This window comes from Flavobacterium sp. PL12 (genome assembly GCF_039123485.1).
Taxonomy (GTDB): domain Bacteria; phylum Bacteroidota; class Bacteroidia; order Flavobacteriales; family Flavobacteriaceae; genus Flavobacterium; species Flavobacterium weaverense.
Genome location: NZ_JBANDI010000005.1, coordinates 67,933 through 84,911, shown reverse-complemented (window position 1 = coordinate 84,911; position 16,979 = coordinate 67,933). Strand labels below are relative to the sequence as shown.

General features: G+C 31.6%; 17 protein-coding genes. 2 read left to right on the top strand and 15 right to left on the bottom strand.

Annotation, left to right across the window (positions count from 1 at the left end):
- Nucleotides 1–55: 55 nt before the first annotated feature.
- From RCH19_RS03940 to RCH19_RS03895, 10 genes are all read right to left on the bottom strand, one after another.
- Entirely contained in the window at nt 56–2,218 is a 2,163-nt protein-coding gene (locus RCH19_RS03940) for a DUF4838 domain-containing protein (RefSeq protein ID WP_343022127.1), read from the bottom strand.
- A 358-nt stretch (nt 2,219–2,576) separates the two neighbouring features.
- A complete protein-coding gene (locus RCH19_RS03935; protein WP_147440540.1) occupies nt 2,577–2,912 on the bottom strand; it encodes a hypothetical protein in 336 nt (111 codons plus the stop codon).
- Between the two features lie 277 nt (nt 2,913–3,189).
- Nucleotides 3,190–4,455 (bottom strand): YaiO family outer membrane beta-barrel protein, encoded by a 1,266-nt coding sequence (locus RCH19_RS03930; protein WP_343022126.1) that lies wholly within the window; start codon nt 4,453–4,455, stop codon nt 3,190–3,192.
- Complete coding sequence (locus RCH19_RS03925; RefSeq protein ID WP_343022125.1) at nt 4,452–6,845, bottom strand: sulfatase-like hydrolase/transferase; 2,394 nt, start codon at nt 6,843–6,845, stop codon at nt 4,452–4,454. The genes RCH19_RS03930 and RCH19_RS03925 overlap by 4 nt, the downstream gene beginning before the upstream one ends.
- A gap of 11 nt (nt 6,846–6,856) precedes the next feature.
- Nucleotides 6,857–8,287, bottom strand: coding sequence for a glycosyltransferase (locus RCH19_RS03920; RefSeq protein WP_343022124.1), 1,431 nt, complete (start codon nt 8,285–8,287; stop codon nt 6,857–6,859).
- 2 nt (nt 8,288–8,289) lie between these two features.
- Complete coding sequence (locus RCH19_RS03915) at nt 8,290–9,009, bottom strand: hypothetical protein (RefSeq protein ID WP_343022123.1); 720 nt, start codon at nt 9,007–9,009, stop codon at nt 8,290–8,292.
- Between the two features lie 80 nt (nt 9,010–9,089).
- Complete coding sequence (locus RCH19_RS03910) at nt 9,090–9,392, bottom strand: hypothetical protein (RefSeq protein WP_343022122.1); 303 nt, start codon at nt 9,390–9,392, stop codon at nt 9,090–9,092.
- 30 nt (nt 9,393–9,422) lie between these two features.
- Nucleotides 9,423–9,872 carry a response regulator gene (locus tag RCH19_RS03905; RefSeq protein WP_343022121.1) on the bottom strand — a complete coding sequence of 150 codons (450 nt, stop codon included), beginning with the start codon at nt 9,870–9,872 and terminating at the stop codon, nt 9,423–9,425.
- A 592-nt stretch (nt 9,873–10,464) separates the two neighbouring features.
- Nucleotides 10,465–11,229, bottom strand: coding sequence for a TIGR02757 family protein (locus RCH19_RS03900; protein ID WP_343022120.1), 765 nt, complete (start codon nt 11,227–11,229; stop codon nt 10,465–10,467).
- 53 nt (nt 11,230–11,282) lie between these two features.
- Complete coding sequence (locus RCH19_RS03895; protein WP_343022119.1) at nt 11,283–11,945, bottom strand: ABC transporter ATP-binding protein; 663 nt, start codon at nt 11,943–11,945, stop codon at nt 11,283–11,285.
- Between the two features lie 245 nt (nt 11,946–12,190).
- Between RCH19_RS03895 and msrA the strand changes: the two genes are divergently transcribed.
- Both msrA and RCH19_RS03885 read left to right on the top strand, forming a co-directional pair.
- Nucleotides 12,191–12,739: a peptide-methionine (S)-S-oxide reductase MsrA gene (gene msrA, locus RCH19_RS03890; protein ID WP_121925706.1), complete on the top strand. Its 549-nt coding sequence runs from the start codon at nt 12,191–12,193 to the stop codon at nt 12,737–12,739.
- A gap of 43 nt (nt 12,740–12,782) precedes the next feature.
- Nucleotides 12,783–13,082: a hypothetical protein gene (locus RCH19_RS03885; protein WP_121925586.1), complete on the top strand. Its 300-nt coding sequence runs from the start codon at nt 12,783–12,785 to the stop codon at nt 13,080–13,082.
- A gap of 13 nt (nt 13,083–13,095) precedes the next feature.
- Here RCH19_RS03885 and RCH19_RS03880 read toward each other — a convergent pair whose 3' ends face one another.
- The 5 genes from RCH19_RS03880 to serC form a co-directional block, all read right to left on the bottom strand.
- Nucleotides 13,096–13,398 carry a DUF6787 family protein gene (locus tag RCH19_RS03880; RefSeq protein ID WP_343022118.1) on the bottom strand — a complete coding sequence of 101 codons (303 nt, stop codon included), beginning with the start codon at nt 13,396–13,398 and terminating at the stop codon, nt 13,096–13,098.
- Nucleotides 13,399–13,430: 32 nt separating this feature from the next.
- The gene (locus RCH19_RS03875; RefSeq protein WP_343022117.1) at nt 13,431–13,865 is read right to left on the bottom strand and encodes a DUF6146 family protein; all 435 of its coding nucleotides are present in this window, start codon (nt 13,863–13,865) and stop codon (nt 13,431–13,433) included.
- Between the two features lie 118 nt (nt 13,866–13,983).
- The gene (locus tag RCH19_RS03870; RefSeq protein ID WP_343022116.1) at nt 13,984–14,628 is read right to left on the bottom strand and encodes a DUF937 domain-containing protein; all 645 of its coding nucleotides are present in this window, start codon (nt 14,626–14,628) and stop codon (nt 13,984–13,986) included.
- 74 nt (nt 14,629–14,702) lie between these two features.
- Entirely contained in the window at nt 14,703–15,653 is a 951-nt protein-coding gene (locus RCH19_RS03865; protein ID WP_343022115.1) for a D-2-hydroxyacid dehydrogenase, read from the bottom strand.
- Nucleotides 15,654–15,853: 200 nt separating this feature from the next.
- The gene (gene serC / locus RCH19_RS03860; RefSeq protein ID WP_343022114.1) at nt 15,854–16,924 is read right to left on the bottom strand and encodes a 3-phosphoserine/phosphohydroxythreonine transaminase; all 1,071 of its coding nucleotides are present in this window, start codon (nt 16,922–16,924) and stop codon (nt 15,854–15,856) included.
- Nucleotides 16,925–16,979: the final 55 nt, after the last annotated feature.

Below are 16,979 nucleotides of genomic sequence, written 5' to 3'. Positions count from 1 at the left end.
AATCCGCTCTTCTAGTCTAATTTTTTTCGAAATTTATAATAGAACTTACATCTTTTTAATTTTTATAGAATTCAATTTCATCAATCATCACCATTGGTTTTTTATTTTTCCTATATCTCCAACTTGGTAAATCATCTTGATTTTCCACAACTATTTTTATTTTTTCTAAACCACTAAGTTTTGAGTCTGAAACTACGATTTGAATTGATTTAACTTCATAATTTTCGACTAATGCGGATGCCTTTACTTCCTTTATTAAAACCCAATTGTTTTCAATATATCCAAATACTTTTAGACTTTTAGGAGTAAATATCCAATTTCGCTGATTATCTAGAAAATTAATTTTTAAACAGTTAAAATCTAATCCATTACTTATGATTTCAATTTCAGGGTTATTTCCGTACCAACCAGTCCAATTTATGTTGTGATCGTTATGGCCTTTAATTCCATTAACGAGCGTGTAGTTTCCTTTCCCAGAATAATCTGGTGAAGGATTTGATAAATATTTAACTTCTAGTTTTTCTCCAAGATGATGCACAACACTTTTTGAAATAGCTAACCAATTTTCATAATAGGTGTTTGGAGAAATCCCTTCTTCACTTAATTCGTAAATTCCTAATTCAGTGCAGGTCTTTGCAAAATCTTTTACTCGTTCAGTAAGACCTTCCTTTACCACCTTTTGTCCATCTTTGTCTAAATCAAACATGCCATGCTTTTCAAGGCCATAAAATTTTGACTGTTCAAAATAGACAAATTCTAAAGCCAACCGTAACTTTTTAACTCTTAATGACAACGTTGCATCTTCGCGAACTGCTGCGGCGGCCTTGTCAATTAAAATATCGTATTGATGCATTGCAACGGCTGACAAAAGAGTATTTCTTTTTTGAATGGGACCAGAATATATATCTAAAGTTCTGTTCGACTGTTCTTGATTTTGAGTCAATTGGTTTAAATATTCTGCAATAAAAGGTTCACCACTTCCGTAAAAACCTTTTAAAAAATCTGCTGTAGTTTTATTTATATCAACATTATCATCCCAAAGTAACTTCGATAAAAGATATTGTCGCAATTCAGAGAAATCTCCTGGAACGTCAGCATAACCTTGGACAAAAAGACCTTTTATATTATTTTCTTGAAAGAATTTATAATTGTCTGAAAATGTATGAATGTTAGGAAAAGGTGATAAATAATTCGAGAACTGAACAGTATAATCCCACAAATATAAATTTGCAGTCACTTTTTGCCATTCTTTTATTGTTTTTAAAAATGCTTCGTTTGAATTCTCTTTTTCAATTGCTTTTCCGCGATTTAGTTCTATTGGACAGAGGAACGTGTAAATATTAGGTTCTATTTTAAGATTTATTGGAGAGCTAAACGTATGTTGATAGGCTAAGGTTGCAATCTTAGTTTGTGGAAAATATCTTGAAATCTTGTTTAGGAAATAATACAAAGAGCCCTGCGGTCCTCCATGTTTTTTATTTTGTAATTTACATCCATCACATTCACAGTATATAGATTCGTCATTTTGACTTACTGATATAAAAGAAGCATTTGGATTTTCAGCAATAAGCTTTCCCATTTTTTTTACAATAAGTGCTAATGCGTTATCGCTAGTCATGCAAAGCGATTCAGATCTTCGTTCACCATCAGAAAATGCAAAATACTCGGGATTAGATTTAAAATAATCTTTAGCCGGTAGAAGCGTGTTGAAGGAATGTCCCCAAACGCTGAAATCATTTGGATGCCAATCTAGTTTATGCCATTCTCTAAAATCAGAATCAAAAGCATCTGGATAATAAAGAGCGCGATAGTCAAAAGAAGGACGATATGTTTTAACGGAGTTTTTTGGATAAGTTAGCTCGTTTAATTTTGGATAATAGAAAGCTGTAGCTGTAAATTTCCTAAAACCCCATTGCTCTAATAAGGTATAAACAGCATAACGAAGGAATTTTTCATTAGAGGCTTCCAGAAATATATCTTTGTTATCACTCTTAATAGTAAAGCTATTTTCTTCTTTTTTATTCTTGGGATTTGTTATTGAAAGGTGGATTGTAGCGTTTGAATTTAGACTTTCAGTTTCTACTAAAAATGGATTTAAAAAACTTTGATCTAAATACTTTTTTAAAATCTCTGCCGACGGCTTTGCTGCTTCATTTTCTATCTGAATACAATTTTGAATTGCAGAATTATCCTCTATTACTATCGTATTTTGCGCCATAGATCTTTGGTTTAAAAAAACTATCATTAGAAAAATGAATGTAAAACTAAATCGAGCTGGAATCATGCTTTACTATTTATTATGTAGTTTCAAAGATTACGATTTTAAAAGTAAAGTGATTACTTAAAAATTTTTTTAACTATTTTTTTTTCAAAGTGAAATGAGCGATAAATGGTTTTGCTTATATAAATTCAGAGGTTGTTTTAATATAATCCTTAAATTATTTTTTTGCAATTTTATTTTTAAGTTAGTGATTTCAAATTAAGATGGATGAAACCAAATTTTAAATCAAAACTTCTTCAAAATTATTTTTCGTATTCGCTTGATCTATAATGTTTTTTTCAGCCTTATTATTTTTCTATATTGTTCGCTGGTTTATAATAAAACTGTCAAGATGATGAGCAGTGTGTACAGTCAATGAATCATTTTCAATATTACCACTTATATATGCGAATCTATTTGATTTTAAATTAGTGTTTGAACTATTATAAACCTTAAATTTTCTACCATCAAATCGAAGTAAACCGTTCTCAGTTGACATCCATAAAAATACATGTTTATCAGGAGCAATACTTTTAATTGAATTTTGCGGTATATCTTCTTTTTCAGCGGAATACCATTCCTCGAAGTAATTATTTTGCGCCTGTATTCCGGAGAAAGCAAGAATAAAAAGTATAGTATAAAGTTGCTTCAATTCTTTTTTATGTTTTGATACACTGTTAGTTACACGAAGTAAAAAAGTACTGAAAGGGAAATCGTTGTGGTTTCTAAAATGCAATCATATATGTTGCAAATATCTCATTAAAAAGTGAATTTTTTATCTTCTCTAATATCAAAGTAATTTAGCGTCAAACTCAGTAGACTTTAAAATGCAATTCTATTTCTTGAGAAGTTGTTAAAATTTGGTAAAATTATAACCTCTTCACCGACGTGTTCGAAGAAGAGGTTTATAAATATAATTAGCAACTATTTTATTTAAATTTTAATTCCCAAGATAATGCTAGAGAGTAAATCCAGAAGAAATTTCCTTGATCAAAAACTATTTCTTGATGCGCCACGCCAAATTGTGCTCCCCAAGCATTTTGTTTATTTGATGTTGTAAAGTAATAACCAATATTAAATTTTTGCGATTCAAGATTTACAATTTGTGCATCATTTGCATTAAATTGTAGTTGGTTAATCTCAGGAGAAAATCCCATCCCAATAGACATTCCTAAGTAATTATCAGCGTCGCTGCGATATCTTCTATAAGTTAACGTTCCAGATTTGCTCGTTCCAGTTTCGCCAGGGGTAAAGTAGGGACGGAATGACCAGTAACTGTTTCCTGTATACCATCCTAAAGAACCGGTATATATATTAGTTGTAGATGAATATTTTAAGGTTCTAAATCCAAGAGAAACTTCAAAGCTTTTGGGTAATGACTGATAAAGCTCAGCACCAAACTTAACATCCGGAAAAAGGAATGAATTTGATACTCCTAAATTCACGTAAGCGTATAAGCCTTTTGCTATCTTGGGATATAAATCGACTTCAAACTGTGCTCCATTTTCATTAAAACGGCGGTTTAGATTTAATTTAGGACTTATACTTCCGTATTTAGTTTGTCGGCTATATTTAAGTGAGTAATACTGCATAGGGTCAAATACTGATGAGTATAAATCTACAGCAGCATTGATTCCAATTGCATTTTTTCGAAGTAATTTATCGAGCGATGCTTTGTAATCTATAGCTTTTTGATCTTGAGAATTACTATCTAAAACAGTTTGAATGGTTGTTAACGCATCGATAGGATTATTAGTATTTTCTTGAGCACTTGCTTTCAAATACAGTAATTCTGGATCGTTAGGGAATATCTTGAGCGCATTATTACTCATTTCTAATGCTGCAAAAGGTAAATCTGCCCAGAGCTCATTTTTTATAGCTGCAATCCAAGTTTCCTTATTTTTTACATCTTTTTCGAAAATCGTATTGAATAATTTTCTAGACTTTTTGTAATCTCCATCCCAAGAATAAGTTGTTGCGAGAAATGCGCGTATTTCATGATAGTCAGGATACTTTGTTAAAATATGAAGCAATGTATCCTGAGCTTGTTTTCGTTGCTGATTGAACGCTAAATTCCTAGCTGTCTCAAAAGAAGCATCTGGATCTCCATTATAAACCTTTTCTTGTGCATGCATTTGCATAGAGGCAAAAAGTGCTACGATGAACGTTAGTTTTAGTAGTATTTTGGTGCTCATTTGTATGTCGATTTTTTAAAATTTAAGTATTCTTTGTTTCCACTATCTACAGTTAAGAGACTGTCAATAATTTTGATTGCTTCTTTACTATTATTAATTCTTTTATATGCTTGAGCAACTTTATAACTCAATTTAGGATCACTAATTTGATTACTCAATGCCTTCTTTCCTATCGCAACTGCTTTTTTATTTTGGCCAGACCACCAGTAAACATCCATTAGTGCTACATATGAATCAGTATAAAATGGTGTTCTATCAATGACTTCTAATAATTCTTTTTCAGCATTTTTATAATCTCCATCCCATGCCAGAATCCTGCCTTTTAGCGTTCGTACATCACCATAATTAGGTAAGTCATTTAAAATATAGTTGCATAATAATTTTGCATTAGCACGCTCTTTTTTGAATGCTAAATCTCTCGCTAAAAAGAAAATTTGATCGCGATCTAATCCTTTAGTTAGTTTTTTTATAGTGGCAAGCTCTTCTTTATTAAATTTATAAACTGGCTTAATAAAATTTGATGCCGTATTTGTTATTTTATTCTTTGTCGTTAAATAGGAATTTAGTCTTTTAAAATCATTAAAGGAGCTTTTGATTGTCTCTTGAATAGCGCCACTTGTTTCACTGATGTTAAATTTTTCATCGATCTTAAATACTGAACCATCTGAGTAAAAATATTCTTTATAAATATAATCATTTATGCTGCCTTTGTAGCGCATTATCGGAATGCTGTGTATATTTCTAAATTCTCGCACAGTATCAAGACCTTGCGCAATCCACGTTGTTTTATCTAATTTATTTAATCTATAATTGTTGGTTAGAAAAGAAACTAAACTTGGCGTGACATCTGTGTGTGCAGAGATCGATTTTATGACTGCCGTTTTCTTAAGAAGTGGACTGTAAATGTAAAAAGGAACGTGAAAACGTGATAAATTATCTTTTTGTGGAACTGGAATTAGTCTGTGATCTCCTGTAATTATAAAAATTGTATTAGCGTAATCTGCTCTTTTAGAATAAGCCTCCATAAAGTTTTTTAGAGAATTATCCGTGTACAGCAAACACGCAAAAATATCTTTATATTCATTGAATTTGTTTTTCTCTGAATTTGATTTACTACTCAGTTTAGTTTGAACTTTTTGTAAATACTCTTTGCGCGCTGGAAAATCAAAAGGCTCGTGATTTGTCAATGTCATTATAATATCTAATCTCGGTTTATTATTATCCTTTAATTCCGATAAAGTTTTACGATATATTTCAGCATCTGGATAGCCCCAAGAAAATCCTCCTGAATTTTCTTTTGTCATTTCATATCCTGGACCAAATTTATTTATATCAATAATTTTATCGATACCATTATATTCTAGAAAATTACTTTTTCTATCGAAAGTTGATTCGTCTCCGCAGTAATAATTAGTAGCATATCCATTGGATTTTAAAATGCTTATTAATGAATTGTGCTTAGGAAGCGGATTAAGCTCCATAAATCCATTTTCGCCGAAAGGCAACGAACCCATCAAAGAAGGCAATGCGCCAAAAGTTCTACCGGCATTACTAACAAAGTTTTTCCAGTATAGAGATTTCTTGGTCAGTGAATCTAAATAAGGAGTAAAGCCACTATATTCTCCTTCATCTGTAAAATCACTACCTAATCCCTCTATAATAATAAAAACGATGTTGGGATTCTTATTTTTATCGATGTTGAAAAATGGTGCTAACACATCTTTATTTGTCTCTGAAGCTTGTTCTAAAGGAAATTCTGTCTTGAAAGTATTGTTCCCTTCAGTCGCAAAATTGTTATCGCTTTTGGCTCGAATGATATCGCTTAATAAGAAATTAATTTTATTCTGCGCATTTGGTTTAATTTCACTTGACAAAATCATATTTACAGTTCCAAAAAGTAGAATTACACCTAATAAAATTATAGAATTTATTTTATCGTCAAATCTTTTAAACAAACGAGTAAGACCAAAATAAATAATTGGTAGCACTATAAAAGGTAAAAATGTTAGGAATGTTATGGATAACGAAGCCGTCACTGTCGTGTACATATCACTCATTGAATAACCTAGCAAATCTGCTCCCAGATTTATGTGAGTCGTTAAGCTATAACCTATTAATCCCAACTGTATTAAAGCTATAATGCAGAACAGAACGTTAATAACAGTAATTGCAGCAGTGTTTTTAATATATTTTAAAAGAATATAAAGCGGTAAAAAAATGATTCCAATTAATATTCCAGTAAAAAAGTCATTTATAACTTTATACGCAAAAAGCTGAATTTCGAAATTTTTAAAAATTTCAATTAAACTCAGTAAGCAAAAGATAATAATTAATGATAGGGTAGAACAGAGATATTCTAAACTGTTTTTATAATTGATTTTTGATTTCATCTAACGTGATATTAAGCTTTAGCCATTCCTTTTCTGGTCATTTCTCCCCATTTTTTCTTTTTATTAAAATAATAATCAAAATTCCCTCTCATAGCAGCGTATAAAATAAAAGGATGATTAACAAACGGTTCTAAAAAAGCAATTGTTATTAAGTGAATACCTGTTCCTTTTTTCTTATATTGATGGTACGTCAATTCTTCTGTAATTATTGCTATTAACGAAAAGAAAACAGTAAATAAGTACGCCAAGATAATAAAGGCAAAGGCATAATCCCACTTAATTTTATCGGTTATTATTAATATTCCAAAATATAATATTCCCACAAATTCGATTACAGGTGCCATTCTTTCAAAAAAGAACCAATACGGATAACTTAGCATTCCTAAAATATTGTATTTTGGATTAAATCCAATTTTACGATGTTTTCTTAAAGTTTCAATTGTTCCTCGCGTCCATCTATTTCTTTGTGAAGTAAATATTTTATAATTGTCAGGAGCTTCAGTCCAGCATAAAGGATCAGGAATATAAGCTACTTTGTATTTTTGCTTAATCTCCTCCATGTAACCCCGCATTCTTACAACTAACTCCATGTCCTCACCAACAGTGTTTTTATCGTAACCACCAACTTGAATAGCTATTTTTTTATCAAATAGACCAAAAGCTCCTGAGATTACTAATAATCCATTGAGTCTGCTCCAAGCCATTCGACCCAATAAAAATGCTCGAATGTATTCTAGTATTTGTCCTTGCTCAATTAGTTTTTTTGGAAAATTAACATCGTGAAGTTTTCCTTCTTTTACAATGCAAGAATTTGATATTCTAATAACTCCTCCTGCAGCAATAACAGTTCTATCTGTTATTTCGAGAAAAGGTTTTATCATTTTTTGAAGCGAATCTTCTAGTAAAAGACAGTCTACATCAATACAAGCGACATACTTACTTTTACTGATATTCAAACCCATATTTAAAGCATCTGCTTTTCCTCCATTTTCTTTGTCGACTATAATAAGTTTTTCAAATGCGGGATTTGTCGATTTAAAAACACCTGCCCGAAGTGGCATCGTTGGAATTTGTTCATTTATAAGATAATCAACTTCAATAAGATCGTAGACTTCAATTAATTTATGCAAACTATCATCTTTACTACCGTCATTTATAATAATTACGTCGTAGTTCACATAATGACTAGACAGTAGAGAGCGCACGTTTTCAACAATATTAAGACTTTCATTATAAGCTGGAGCAATAATAGAAATCGAAGGTGAAATGTTTGAAGACATTATTTCTTTATAATTGACAAAGCTATTCTTACGTTTATATTCTATGGTTTCTATAGCTGAAATATAAGCCAATATGAGGTAAGAGATTATCGCACTTATACTATAAATGAAAAATAAATAATGAAATAGGTCAATAATGATCTGAGCTATAGTACTAATCATATCTAATTATTTTGTAGAAAGTTAACTATTCGCAAAAAATTGGGATCAGCATTCTCAAACTTAAGACTTTCAAATTTTTCTTTATTCAGTTTTTTAAAGATTTTTAAAGCGGAAACTTTAATTTCAAAATTTTCGTCATATATATATTTTACCAAAAATTCTTCATCAGTTTTTTGGTATAAATTCTCCATCATTTTAAAAAACGCAATTTTTTCGTCGAGCGAACGATGAGCAATATCCAGTTTTAAAATTTCTTTTGCTTCTAAAACATCTAGGTAGCTAAGCACTCCGATGGAATCAATTCGTACTTGTTCATTATTATGATGTAGTAATTTTAAAAGTTCATCAACGGAATCGAATTGATTGTAAATCTTCGCTAATTTGAGTGCGAAAAAAACCACTGAATCATTTGAAGAGCGAAGCCAAGAGTTGACTGAAAAAATGTTTTGACTTTGCAATCTTTCTAACGCACCTAATAATTGAATTTGGTCCCACTCAGAAAGCGGTGTTTCTAATTGATCTAAAAAGTGTAATCCTTCAAAGTAGAAAAGATTAACCATATATAATTGCATCTCCTTACGAACTTCTCTTCTTGGATGATTAATGTGAAGCATAACCTCATCCTGCACTTCTCGTATATGAAATTGCTTTAATTCCCGAATTCCTTTAGCAATAACATACCATTTTTTATGTCTTAAGCGGTACAGTGCATATTGAAGCAAACCAGTATGGAAATAGAGTTGCTGAATGGAATCGGCAGTTTCACCTGAAATCTCATTTTGTAATTTTACTAATACTGAAATTAATATTTTTTTTTATATGGTTCTTGTACTGAGTTTTTTAACTGATTTATTATAACCTGCTGTTCTTTGCTTATTTCTTCATCATCATTACCAGCATATAAATAGTTTATTAGATAGGATTCATATTTCTTTTCATATACGGCAATTGCTCTTTCTTGTTTTCTTAAATGAGTTCTTGTATATTTTAAATAAATGATAAGAGGAATAATAATTACAATAAAAAGAACGGTCATAGCCCATGCTACTTGTATTATAAGAGCCGCTTCATTTATATAATCTAAAAGATAATTGTATATATTCATAAAATACTAAGTACTGCTTTTTCTATTTGTTTAATGCAGTAATTTTTTTACTCTTATTATTAGTTCGTTTGGACTTATTGGTTTACTCATAAAATCTGTTGCTCCTAGGTCAAAAGCTTTAATCACAATTTCTTCTTGCCCTGCAGCTGAGAAGATAATGATAGGAGTTTCCAGTTTTAATTTATTTCTAACATGACTTATAATTTCAAGTCCGCTGACAAAAGGCATCATTATATCCGTTAACACTAATTCTGGCTTGTGTTCTTGTATAAGTTCTAGTGCTTCTTTTCCGTTTGTTGCCGTTAGGATTTCGTATCCTTCTTTTTGCAGTCTAAATTTAAGCAATAATAGTAATAGAGAATTGTCTTCGGCTAAAACTACTTTTTTAGTAGCGCTCTTATCAGTTTGATTGTTATTTATAGAATTATTCTGCGCTCTTTTTGGTGCGTCTAATTCGTAATATTGATGATTTTCCTTCATGTTTTCTTTGATTGAGCTAAGTTTTCTATTTCTAAACTTATTTTTAAAAGTGTTCAAAAACTTTTAATTATTAAGTAAAGTCGATACGTGCAGTAGAAAAAAAATTATTATTGAATTTTAACTGAAGAAGCTTAAACAATTGACTCAAAATATGTAAAAGGTAAAATTGCAATTGTATAAACTGTATAAAATGACAGTGAATAAATGCAGCTTTAATCGTGTAAACAAATTATGTGTGATAATTTGAATAACTTGTAAATGCAAAATTTTGAAAATCAGGTTCTAAACTTTTACTAAGTTAAAAAGCAATAAAAAACTTTTAACTAGATAGTACTACAAAGCTGTTTTAATTTAAAACGTTCAATCGAAGTAAGCAAAAAGCTTTTAAAATAGGCTCTCTCCGCTGAAAAAAGGCAATTCAATGGCTTGCTTTTTTTTTCTATAAGATTTAAGTAGGTTCTCATCTTTCTGTTATTTTTAAGTTTATAGTGGTATTTATTATCTAGGAAATAGAGGGGACTACTTCTTTGGTAATTATGTGCATAAAGATAGAGACATTTACGATAAAAACAATGACTTAGTTTTTACTATGTTAAAAGCCTTCAAATACGCCAAGGCCGAAGAGAGCGAAATCATATTTAACGGGATCCTTCTTGTCTAATTTTCGAAGTTGTAGATCTAATTCCGCAAGTGCTTTTCCATCATTTTGCTTTCGAGTCAACAAACCTAATTTTCGGGCTACGTTGCCAGAATGAACGTCAAGCGGACAAGATAATGAGGATGGCGATATACTATTCCATATTCCAAAATCAACACCATTATTATCTTGCCGTATCATCCATCGCAAGTACATATTTATCCTTTTTGCCGCTGAATTATTTAACGGATCTGAAATGTGTTTTTGAGTTCTGCTAAGATGTGGAATCTCAAAAAATACTTTCTTAAACTCATGAATACTTTTTAGCATAGAGTCTTTTTCTTGATGCTTGGTAAAAACGGCTTCAAGACCGCCATTATTTTGATAAATGTGTTTCAAACTTTTTATAAAACTTGAGAAATCACCTCCATTAAAAGTTCGGTGGACAAAAGTTTCTAGTCGCTCCAAATCATTTTCATTGTGTGACATTACAAAATCGTAGGGTGCATTTCCCATCAAGTCCATCATTCGATGTGAATTCTTAATTATCATTTTACGATTTCCCCAAGCAATAGTAGCGCTTAAAAAACCTGAAATTTCTATGTCTTCCTTCTGCGTAAATAAATGCGGAATCTGTACGGGATCACTTTCGATAAAATCAAATGTGTTATATTGAATAACTTTTTCGTCAAGAAAATCTTTGAGCTCTGATTTATTCATAATTTTAAAGTACCGCGCTGACGTTATTTTTGAATTTGTAAGTAAAAAAGATTTTAATTACTGATTTGTCCATCAACCATAATTAGTTTTCTATCAGCCATATTAGCTAAATCTTCATTGTGCGTAACAATTACAAAAGTCTGGCCAAGTTCATCTCTTAATTTAAAAAATAGTTGATGTAAGTTTTCTGCCGAGGCAGTATCTAAATTTCCTGAAGGTTCATCCGCAAAAATAATAGCAGGTTTATTAATTAAAGCTCTAGCAACAGCTACTCGTTGTTGTTCGCCTCCTGAGAGTTCATTAGGCTTGTGATTAATTCTATGCGAAAGTCCAAGATAATCCAGTAGCTTTTTAGCCTCTATCTCGGTCTCTTGTTTAGGTCTGTTAGCAATAAATGCTGGGATACAAACATTTTCTAATGCTGTGAATTCAGGTAAAAGTTGATGAAACTGAAAGATAAAACCTAAATTCAAATTTCTAAATTTAGATAAGGTTTTATCATTCATACTTAAAATATCTTCACTGTTAATTCGCAACTCGAGACCATTATCTTGGCTAGGCTTATCTAACGTTCCTAGAATTTGTAAAAGGGTAGTTTTTCCTGCTCCGGAAGCACCAACAATGGAAACAATTTCGCCTTTTTTAATATGTAAATCTACACCTTTTAGAACGTGTAGCTGATCGTAATATTTATGTAGATTTTTAGTCTGTATCATTTGAAAACTGTTTTTACAAAGAAACAAAGATTTTAATGATTATGAATTTCATGGCATACTATTTTACTTTGACAAATAATAAACTTTAGTTAAGGAAAGCTATTTCGACTTATTTAATGAATAAATTTGATGAGATCACAAAAATCATGAAAAAAATAATTGGACTTTTTTTGGCACTACTGCCTTTTTCATTTTGTGGAAAGCAAAGTAATGTTGTAGTACCAAAGAGTAAAGAAGTAAAAAATATGGAAGTAAAAGAAGGAATGGAAGTAGCAACTTTCGCAGGAGGTTGTTTCTGGTGTACAGAAGCAGTTTTTTTAGAATTAAAGGGAGTTAAGTCAGTAGTTTCAGGATACATTGGTGGACGAACTGTAAATCCTACCTACAGTGAAATTGGAACTGGTGAAACCGGACACGCAGAAGCAATAGAAATTACATTTGATCCTGCTTTGATAAGTTTTGGTGAATTGTTAGAAATATTTTTTGCAACTCATGACCCTACGACTTTAAACCGTCAAGGAGCAGATGTGGGAACACAATATCGCAGTGAAATTTTCTATCACAATGCTTTTCAAAAACAATTGTCAGAAGATTATATAGCATTAATGACTTCAGAAAATACTTTTGGTAAACCAATTGTAACAAAAATGTCACAAGCACCCACTTTTTATGTTGCTGAAGACTATCATCAAAATTATTACAATCAAAATAAAACACAAGGGTATTGCAGTTACGTAATCACCCCGAAAATTGATAAGTTAAAAAAAATGTACCAAGATAAACTCAATAAATAATTGGCATTAGATTTGTACGTGTACTTTAAATTTTAAAAAAAATATGCGAGAACAAATTCAAATTGTCAAAGCGGACAACAAAATAAAAAACTTATTGTTAGGTCTTTTGTTTGACGCAATTGGTATGTTGTCATTTACAGTTCCTTTTATTGGAGAATTTTCAGATGTAATTTGGGCTCCTCTAGCGGGGTATTTAATGACATGGATGTATAAAGGAACAGTTGGTAAAGTAGGAGGAGTGATTACTTTTCTAGAGGAAATATTACCTTTCACAGATTTTATTCCGACATTTACATTGACCTGGATTTATAATTATTTGATAAAAAAACAAAACGTCTCCTAAGTGAGGCGTTTTTTTATTCTTTAAAAAGAAATCCTAAACCCAATCGTTTCAACATTTTTTTTTCGAATGACCAAAAGAATTTAAATTGTCCGAAGAGAAAACCTATTGTAACAAGTAAAACTTGATAAATTGGAAAAATTAGGAGTAAACGAACCGCAGTAAACCATAAACCTAAATCTTCTTTTGTAATTCCCAACCAAAAACAGAATGGCTTGGATAACCAAGCAGAAGCCGATCCTGTTATTGCAAAGACAATAAAAATGATAGTCAGCTGGTAATTAGACTCAATTTTCCAACGCTCTTTTAGTTTGTTCATTTTTGTATTCAATGATCACAAAGATAAGAAGATTATCGTTGCGGTACATAGCCAAAAAGCTTTTGTTTATTGGTGTTTTGAAAATAAACCATATAATTGTAAATCAAATAATTTACTTCATAACCGTAGTCTATGTTTGGATTATAATTAATAGGCATTTCATATAAATAACTACTGTATCGATTAGGTTGCAAAGCTCTATTGTTATATTCTGCTACCCAAACATTGTTTTTAGCTTCTAAGTAACTTTGGGAATGATAATTTCTAGGATAAGAATTCGTGATCAACCAAGAGCTAAATCCCGAGTCAATTATAAGTACTTCATATTCCAATTCCTCATTAGCAATTCTAATCGTATCACTTTTTACTGCACCTATTTGTTCTGCATTGTTCATCGCTTGCTTAGAACTATTACAGCTCAACAGTATACCAAAGATCACAACTAACATTAAAATAATATTTCTCATAAATTTAAAATTATAGCACTAAAGTTACGAAAAATAACTCGCTGACTACTAGTTTTTTAGCATAAAAAAAAGTCATTTACAATTTGTAAATGACTTTTTTATTATTTTTAATTGTTTTCTACTTACCAAAAATTTTACCAAATATTCCTCCGATTTCTCCATATTTACTAGCTGCAGAAACCGCGTCGTCAATAGTTAACTTTCCATCGCCGTTTTGGTCCAATGAAGAAGTTAATAATCCACCTGCTCCAGAAGTAGAACTTCCTTCATTGCCTCCAAGTAATCCACCTAGAATATCGCTTATTCCTCCGCCAGACGAAGATTCGTCGTTTTTATTGATGCCACTTTGTTTTGCATTTTTTGCAAGATAAGCCATTAAAATAGGGGCTGCCATTTTTAATATCATTCCAATCTTGTCAGAACTCACTCCAGTATTTTGGCTCAAATTATTTTCAACATTAGGCTGATTTCCACCAAGCACCTGACCCAAGATATTAGAACCATCAGATAAATCTGCTCCACCTAGAAAACCTGACAAATTATCCAGAATTCCACCATCATGTTTCCCTCCTAATAATGCGCCAAGTAAACCACTTTTACCTTCAGGAGTTGCTGCATTGTTCTGCATCGCACCAAGCAAAGTTGGTAAAGCTGATGACAAAACTGATGAAGTTTCATTTTCAGTTGTTCCTGCTCGCTGACTTACGATAGAAATAATTTGTTGACCTAAGTCGCTATCTAATAAATCCATTAATCCAGCCATAACCCTAAATTTAATTGTTAAAATTGTTACGTAAAGCTATAAATAAATTCTAAATAATAGAATTCACTAAAGTGCTATTTCAACAAATTAATTATTTGCGAAGCTAATTCAGTTCCAATTCTATCCTGTGCTTCCCCAGTAGCTGCACCAATATGCGGCGTAAGTGAGATTTTATGATTCATTAAAATAGCCATTTCTGGATTTGGTTCGTTTTCAAAAACGTCTAATCCAGCAAATAATACTTTACCGCTATCTAATGCTTTTACTAATGCAACTTCATCAATTACACCACCTCTAGCACAGTTAACGATTCCAACACCATCTTTCATAGTAGCAAATTCTTTTTCACTAATTATGTATCCGTCTTGAGCTGGAACGTGTAATGTTATAAAATCAGCTTCTTTAAACAAAGACTCTAGTGATTGAGATACAATTGTAGTTGTAATCGATTGACCATCAAAAAATTCAACTTTCACATCAACTTGTGGAATAAAACTATCCGCCGCAATAACTTTCATTCCTAAACCTAAAGCCATTTTAGCAGTCGCTTGGCCAATACGACCAATTCCTACTATACCAAGTGTTTTTCCTCTTAATTCAATACCATTTGCGTATGCCTTTTTTAAGCCATCAAAATTAGTATCACCTTCTAAAGGCATATTTCTATTCGAATCATGTAAAAAACGAACACCAGAAAATAAATGAGCAAAAACTAATTCTGCTACTGATTCTGATGAAGAAGCTGGAGTATTAATCACATGAATTCCTTTGCTTTTAGCATAATCCACATCAATATTATCCATTCCTACACCACCACGACCGATGATTTTTAATCCTGGACAAGCATCAATAATATCTTGACGAACTTTAGTAGCGCTTCGCACTAAAACAACTGCCACATCATTCTCATTTACAAAGTTAGCAACTTGTTCTTGCGCTACTTTTGTAGTAATTACTTCAAATCCACCTTTTTCTAAAGCTAGAATTCCACTTTTCGAAATTCCGTCATTGGCTAATACTTTCATTATTTATATCATTGCGAGAAAAGAAGTCATTCCGTTCTCATAGTTAATTTTTGTTTAATTTTAGGAGCTATTTCCCGCTATCCGCTGCAATCTTTTTATTCGCTAAAAAGCTCATAAAAAGGATTTTCACTAGTATCGGGGCTAGAATCCCGAGTAGATATTGTTTTTTGTGTTCCTAGATTACTCTTTCGTTGGAGTGATTATATTTTTGATTCTAATTCTTTCATTAAATCAACTAATACTTGTACGCTTTCCAGAGGAAGTGCATTGTACATAGAAGCTCTGTAACCACCTACAGAACGATGTCCTGGCAATCCAGAAATTCCTGCTGCTTTCCACATTGCGTCAAATGTAGCTGCATGAGCTTCATCATTCAGCAAGAAAGTAGCATTCATAGTGGAACGGTCTTCAATTGCAGCAGCTCCTTTAAATAATGGATTTCTGTCAATCTCATTATAAAGTAAAGATGCCTTTGCATTGTTTATTTTTTCAATCGCTGCAATACCACCAAGTTTTTTAAGCCATTGTAAAGTCAATAAAGACGCATAAACTGGAAAAACAGCAGGAGTATTGTACATGCTTTCAGCTTTAATATGTTTTGCGTAATCCAACATACTAGGTATTACTCTTCCGTTTTTACCAAGAATTTCTTCTTTGATTATAACTAAAGTAGTTCCTGCTGGACCCATGTTTTTTTGAGCTCCTGCATAGATAATATCAAATTGAGAAAAGTCTAATTGTCGGGAAAAAATATCTGAACTCATATCGCAAACTAATGGTATGTCTACTGAAGGAAATTCCTTCATTTGCGTTCCAAAAATAGTATTGTTACTTGTACAGTGTAAATAGTTTGCATCTTGAGGGATAGTGTACCCTTTTGGAATATGATTGTAATTTTGATCTTTTGAAGAAGCTACGATTACAGTTTCTCCAAAAAGCTTCGCTTCTTTTATCGCTCCGCTAGCCCAAGTTCCTGTGTCAAGATAAGCGGCTTTTCCGCCTTCTTTCATTAAATTGTAAGGCACCATTAAAAATTCTAAACTTGCTCCGCCAGCTAAAAATAGTGCGCTATATCCTTTTCCTTCTAGGCCTAATAGTTCAAGAGCTAATGCTCTTGCCTCATCCATTACTGCTACAAAATCTTTACTTCTGTGCGAAATTTCTAAAATAGATAAACCCGAATCATTAAAATTTAAAATTGCTTGTGCTGATTTTTCAAAAACTTCTTGTGGTAAAATGCAAGGTCCTGCGCTGTAGTTGTGTTTTTTCATGGTGTAGTTTATATCCGAAAAATTAAAGTGCAAATTTCGGAAATAGCTCTCGAAA

What these genes read in the sequence shown, in the direction of transcription:
- RCH19_RS03940 (WP_343022127.1), bottom strand. Translation starts at nt 2,218, where the DNA reads ATGGCGCAAAATACGATAGTAATAGAGGATAATTCTGCAATTCAAAAT.
- RCH19_RS03930 (WP_343022126.1), bottom strand. Translation starts at nt 4,455, where the DNA reads ATGAGCACCAAAATACTACTAAAACTAACGTTCATCGTAGCACTTTTT.
- RCH19_RS03925 (WP_343022125.1), bottom strand. Translation starts at nt 6,845, where the DNA reads ATGAAATCAAAAATCAATTATAAAAACAGTTTAGAATATCTCTGTTCT.
- RCH19_RS03920 (WP_343022124.1), bottom strand. Translation starts at nt 8,287, where the DNA reads ATGATTAGTACTATAGCTCAGATCATTATTGACCTATTTCATTATTTA.
- RCH19_RS03910 (WP_343022122.1), bottom strand. Translation starts at nt 9,392, where the DNA reads ATGAATATATACAATTATCTTTTAGATTATATAAATGAAGCGGCTCTT.
- RCH19_RS03905 (WP_343022121.1), bottom strand. Translation starts at nt 9,872, where the DNA reads ATGAAGGAAAATCATCAATATTACGAATTAGACGCACCAAAAAGAGCG.
- RCH19_RS03900 (WP_343022120.1), bottom strand. Translation starts at nt 11,229, where the DNA reads ATGAATAAATCAGAGCTCAAAGATTTTCTTGACGAAAAAGTTATTCAA.
- RCH19_RS03895 (WP_343022119.1), bottom strand. Translation starts at nt 11,945, where the DNA reads ATGATACAGACTAAAAATCTACATAAATATTACGATCAGCTACACGTT.
- msrA (WP_121925706.1), top strand. Translation starts at nt 12,191, where the DNA reads ATGGAAGTAAAAGAAGGAATGGAAGTAGCAACTTTCGCAGGAGGTTGT.
- RCH19_RS03885 (WP_121925586.1), top strand. Translation starts at nt 12,783, where the DNA reads ATGCGAGAACAAATTCAAATTGTCAAAGCGGACAACAAAATAAAAAAC.
- RCH19_RS03880 (WP_343022118.1), bottom strand. Translation starts at nt 13,398, where the DNA reads ATGAACAAACTAAAAGAGCGTTGGAAAATTGAGTCTAATTACCAGCTG.
- RCH19_RS03875 (WP_343022117.1), bottom strand. Translation starts at nt 13,865, where the DNA reads ATGAGAAATATTATTTTAATGTTAGTTGTGATCTTTGGTATACTGTTG.
- RCH19_RS03870 (WP_343022116.1), bottom strand. Translation starts at nt 14,628, where the DNA reads ATGGCTGGATTAATGGATTTATTAGATAGCGACTTAGGTCAACAAATT.
- RCH19_RS03865 (WP_343022115.1), bottom strand. Translation starts at nt 15,653, where the DNA reads ATGAAAGTATTAGCCAATGACGGAATTTCGAAAAGTGGAATTCTAGCT.
- serC (WP_343022114.1), bottom strand. Translation starts at nt 16,924, where the DNA reads ATGAAAAAACACAACTACAGCGCAGGACCTTGCATTTTACCACAAGAA.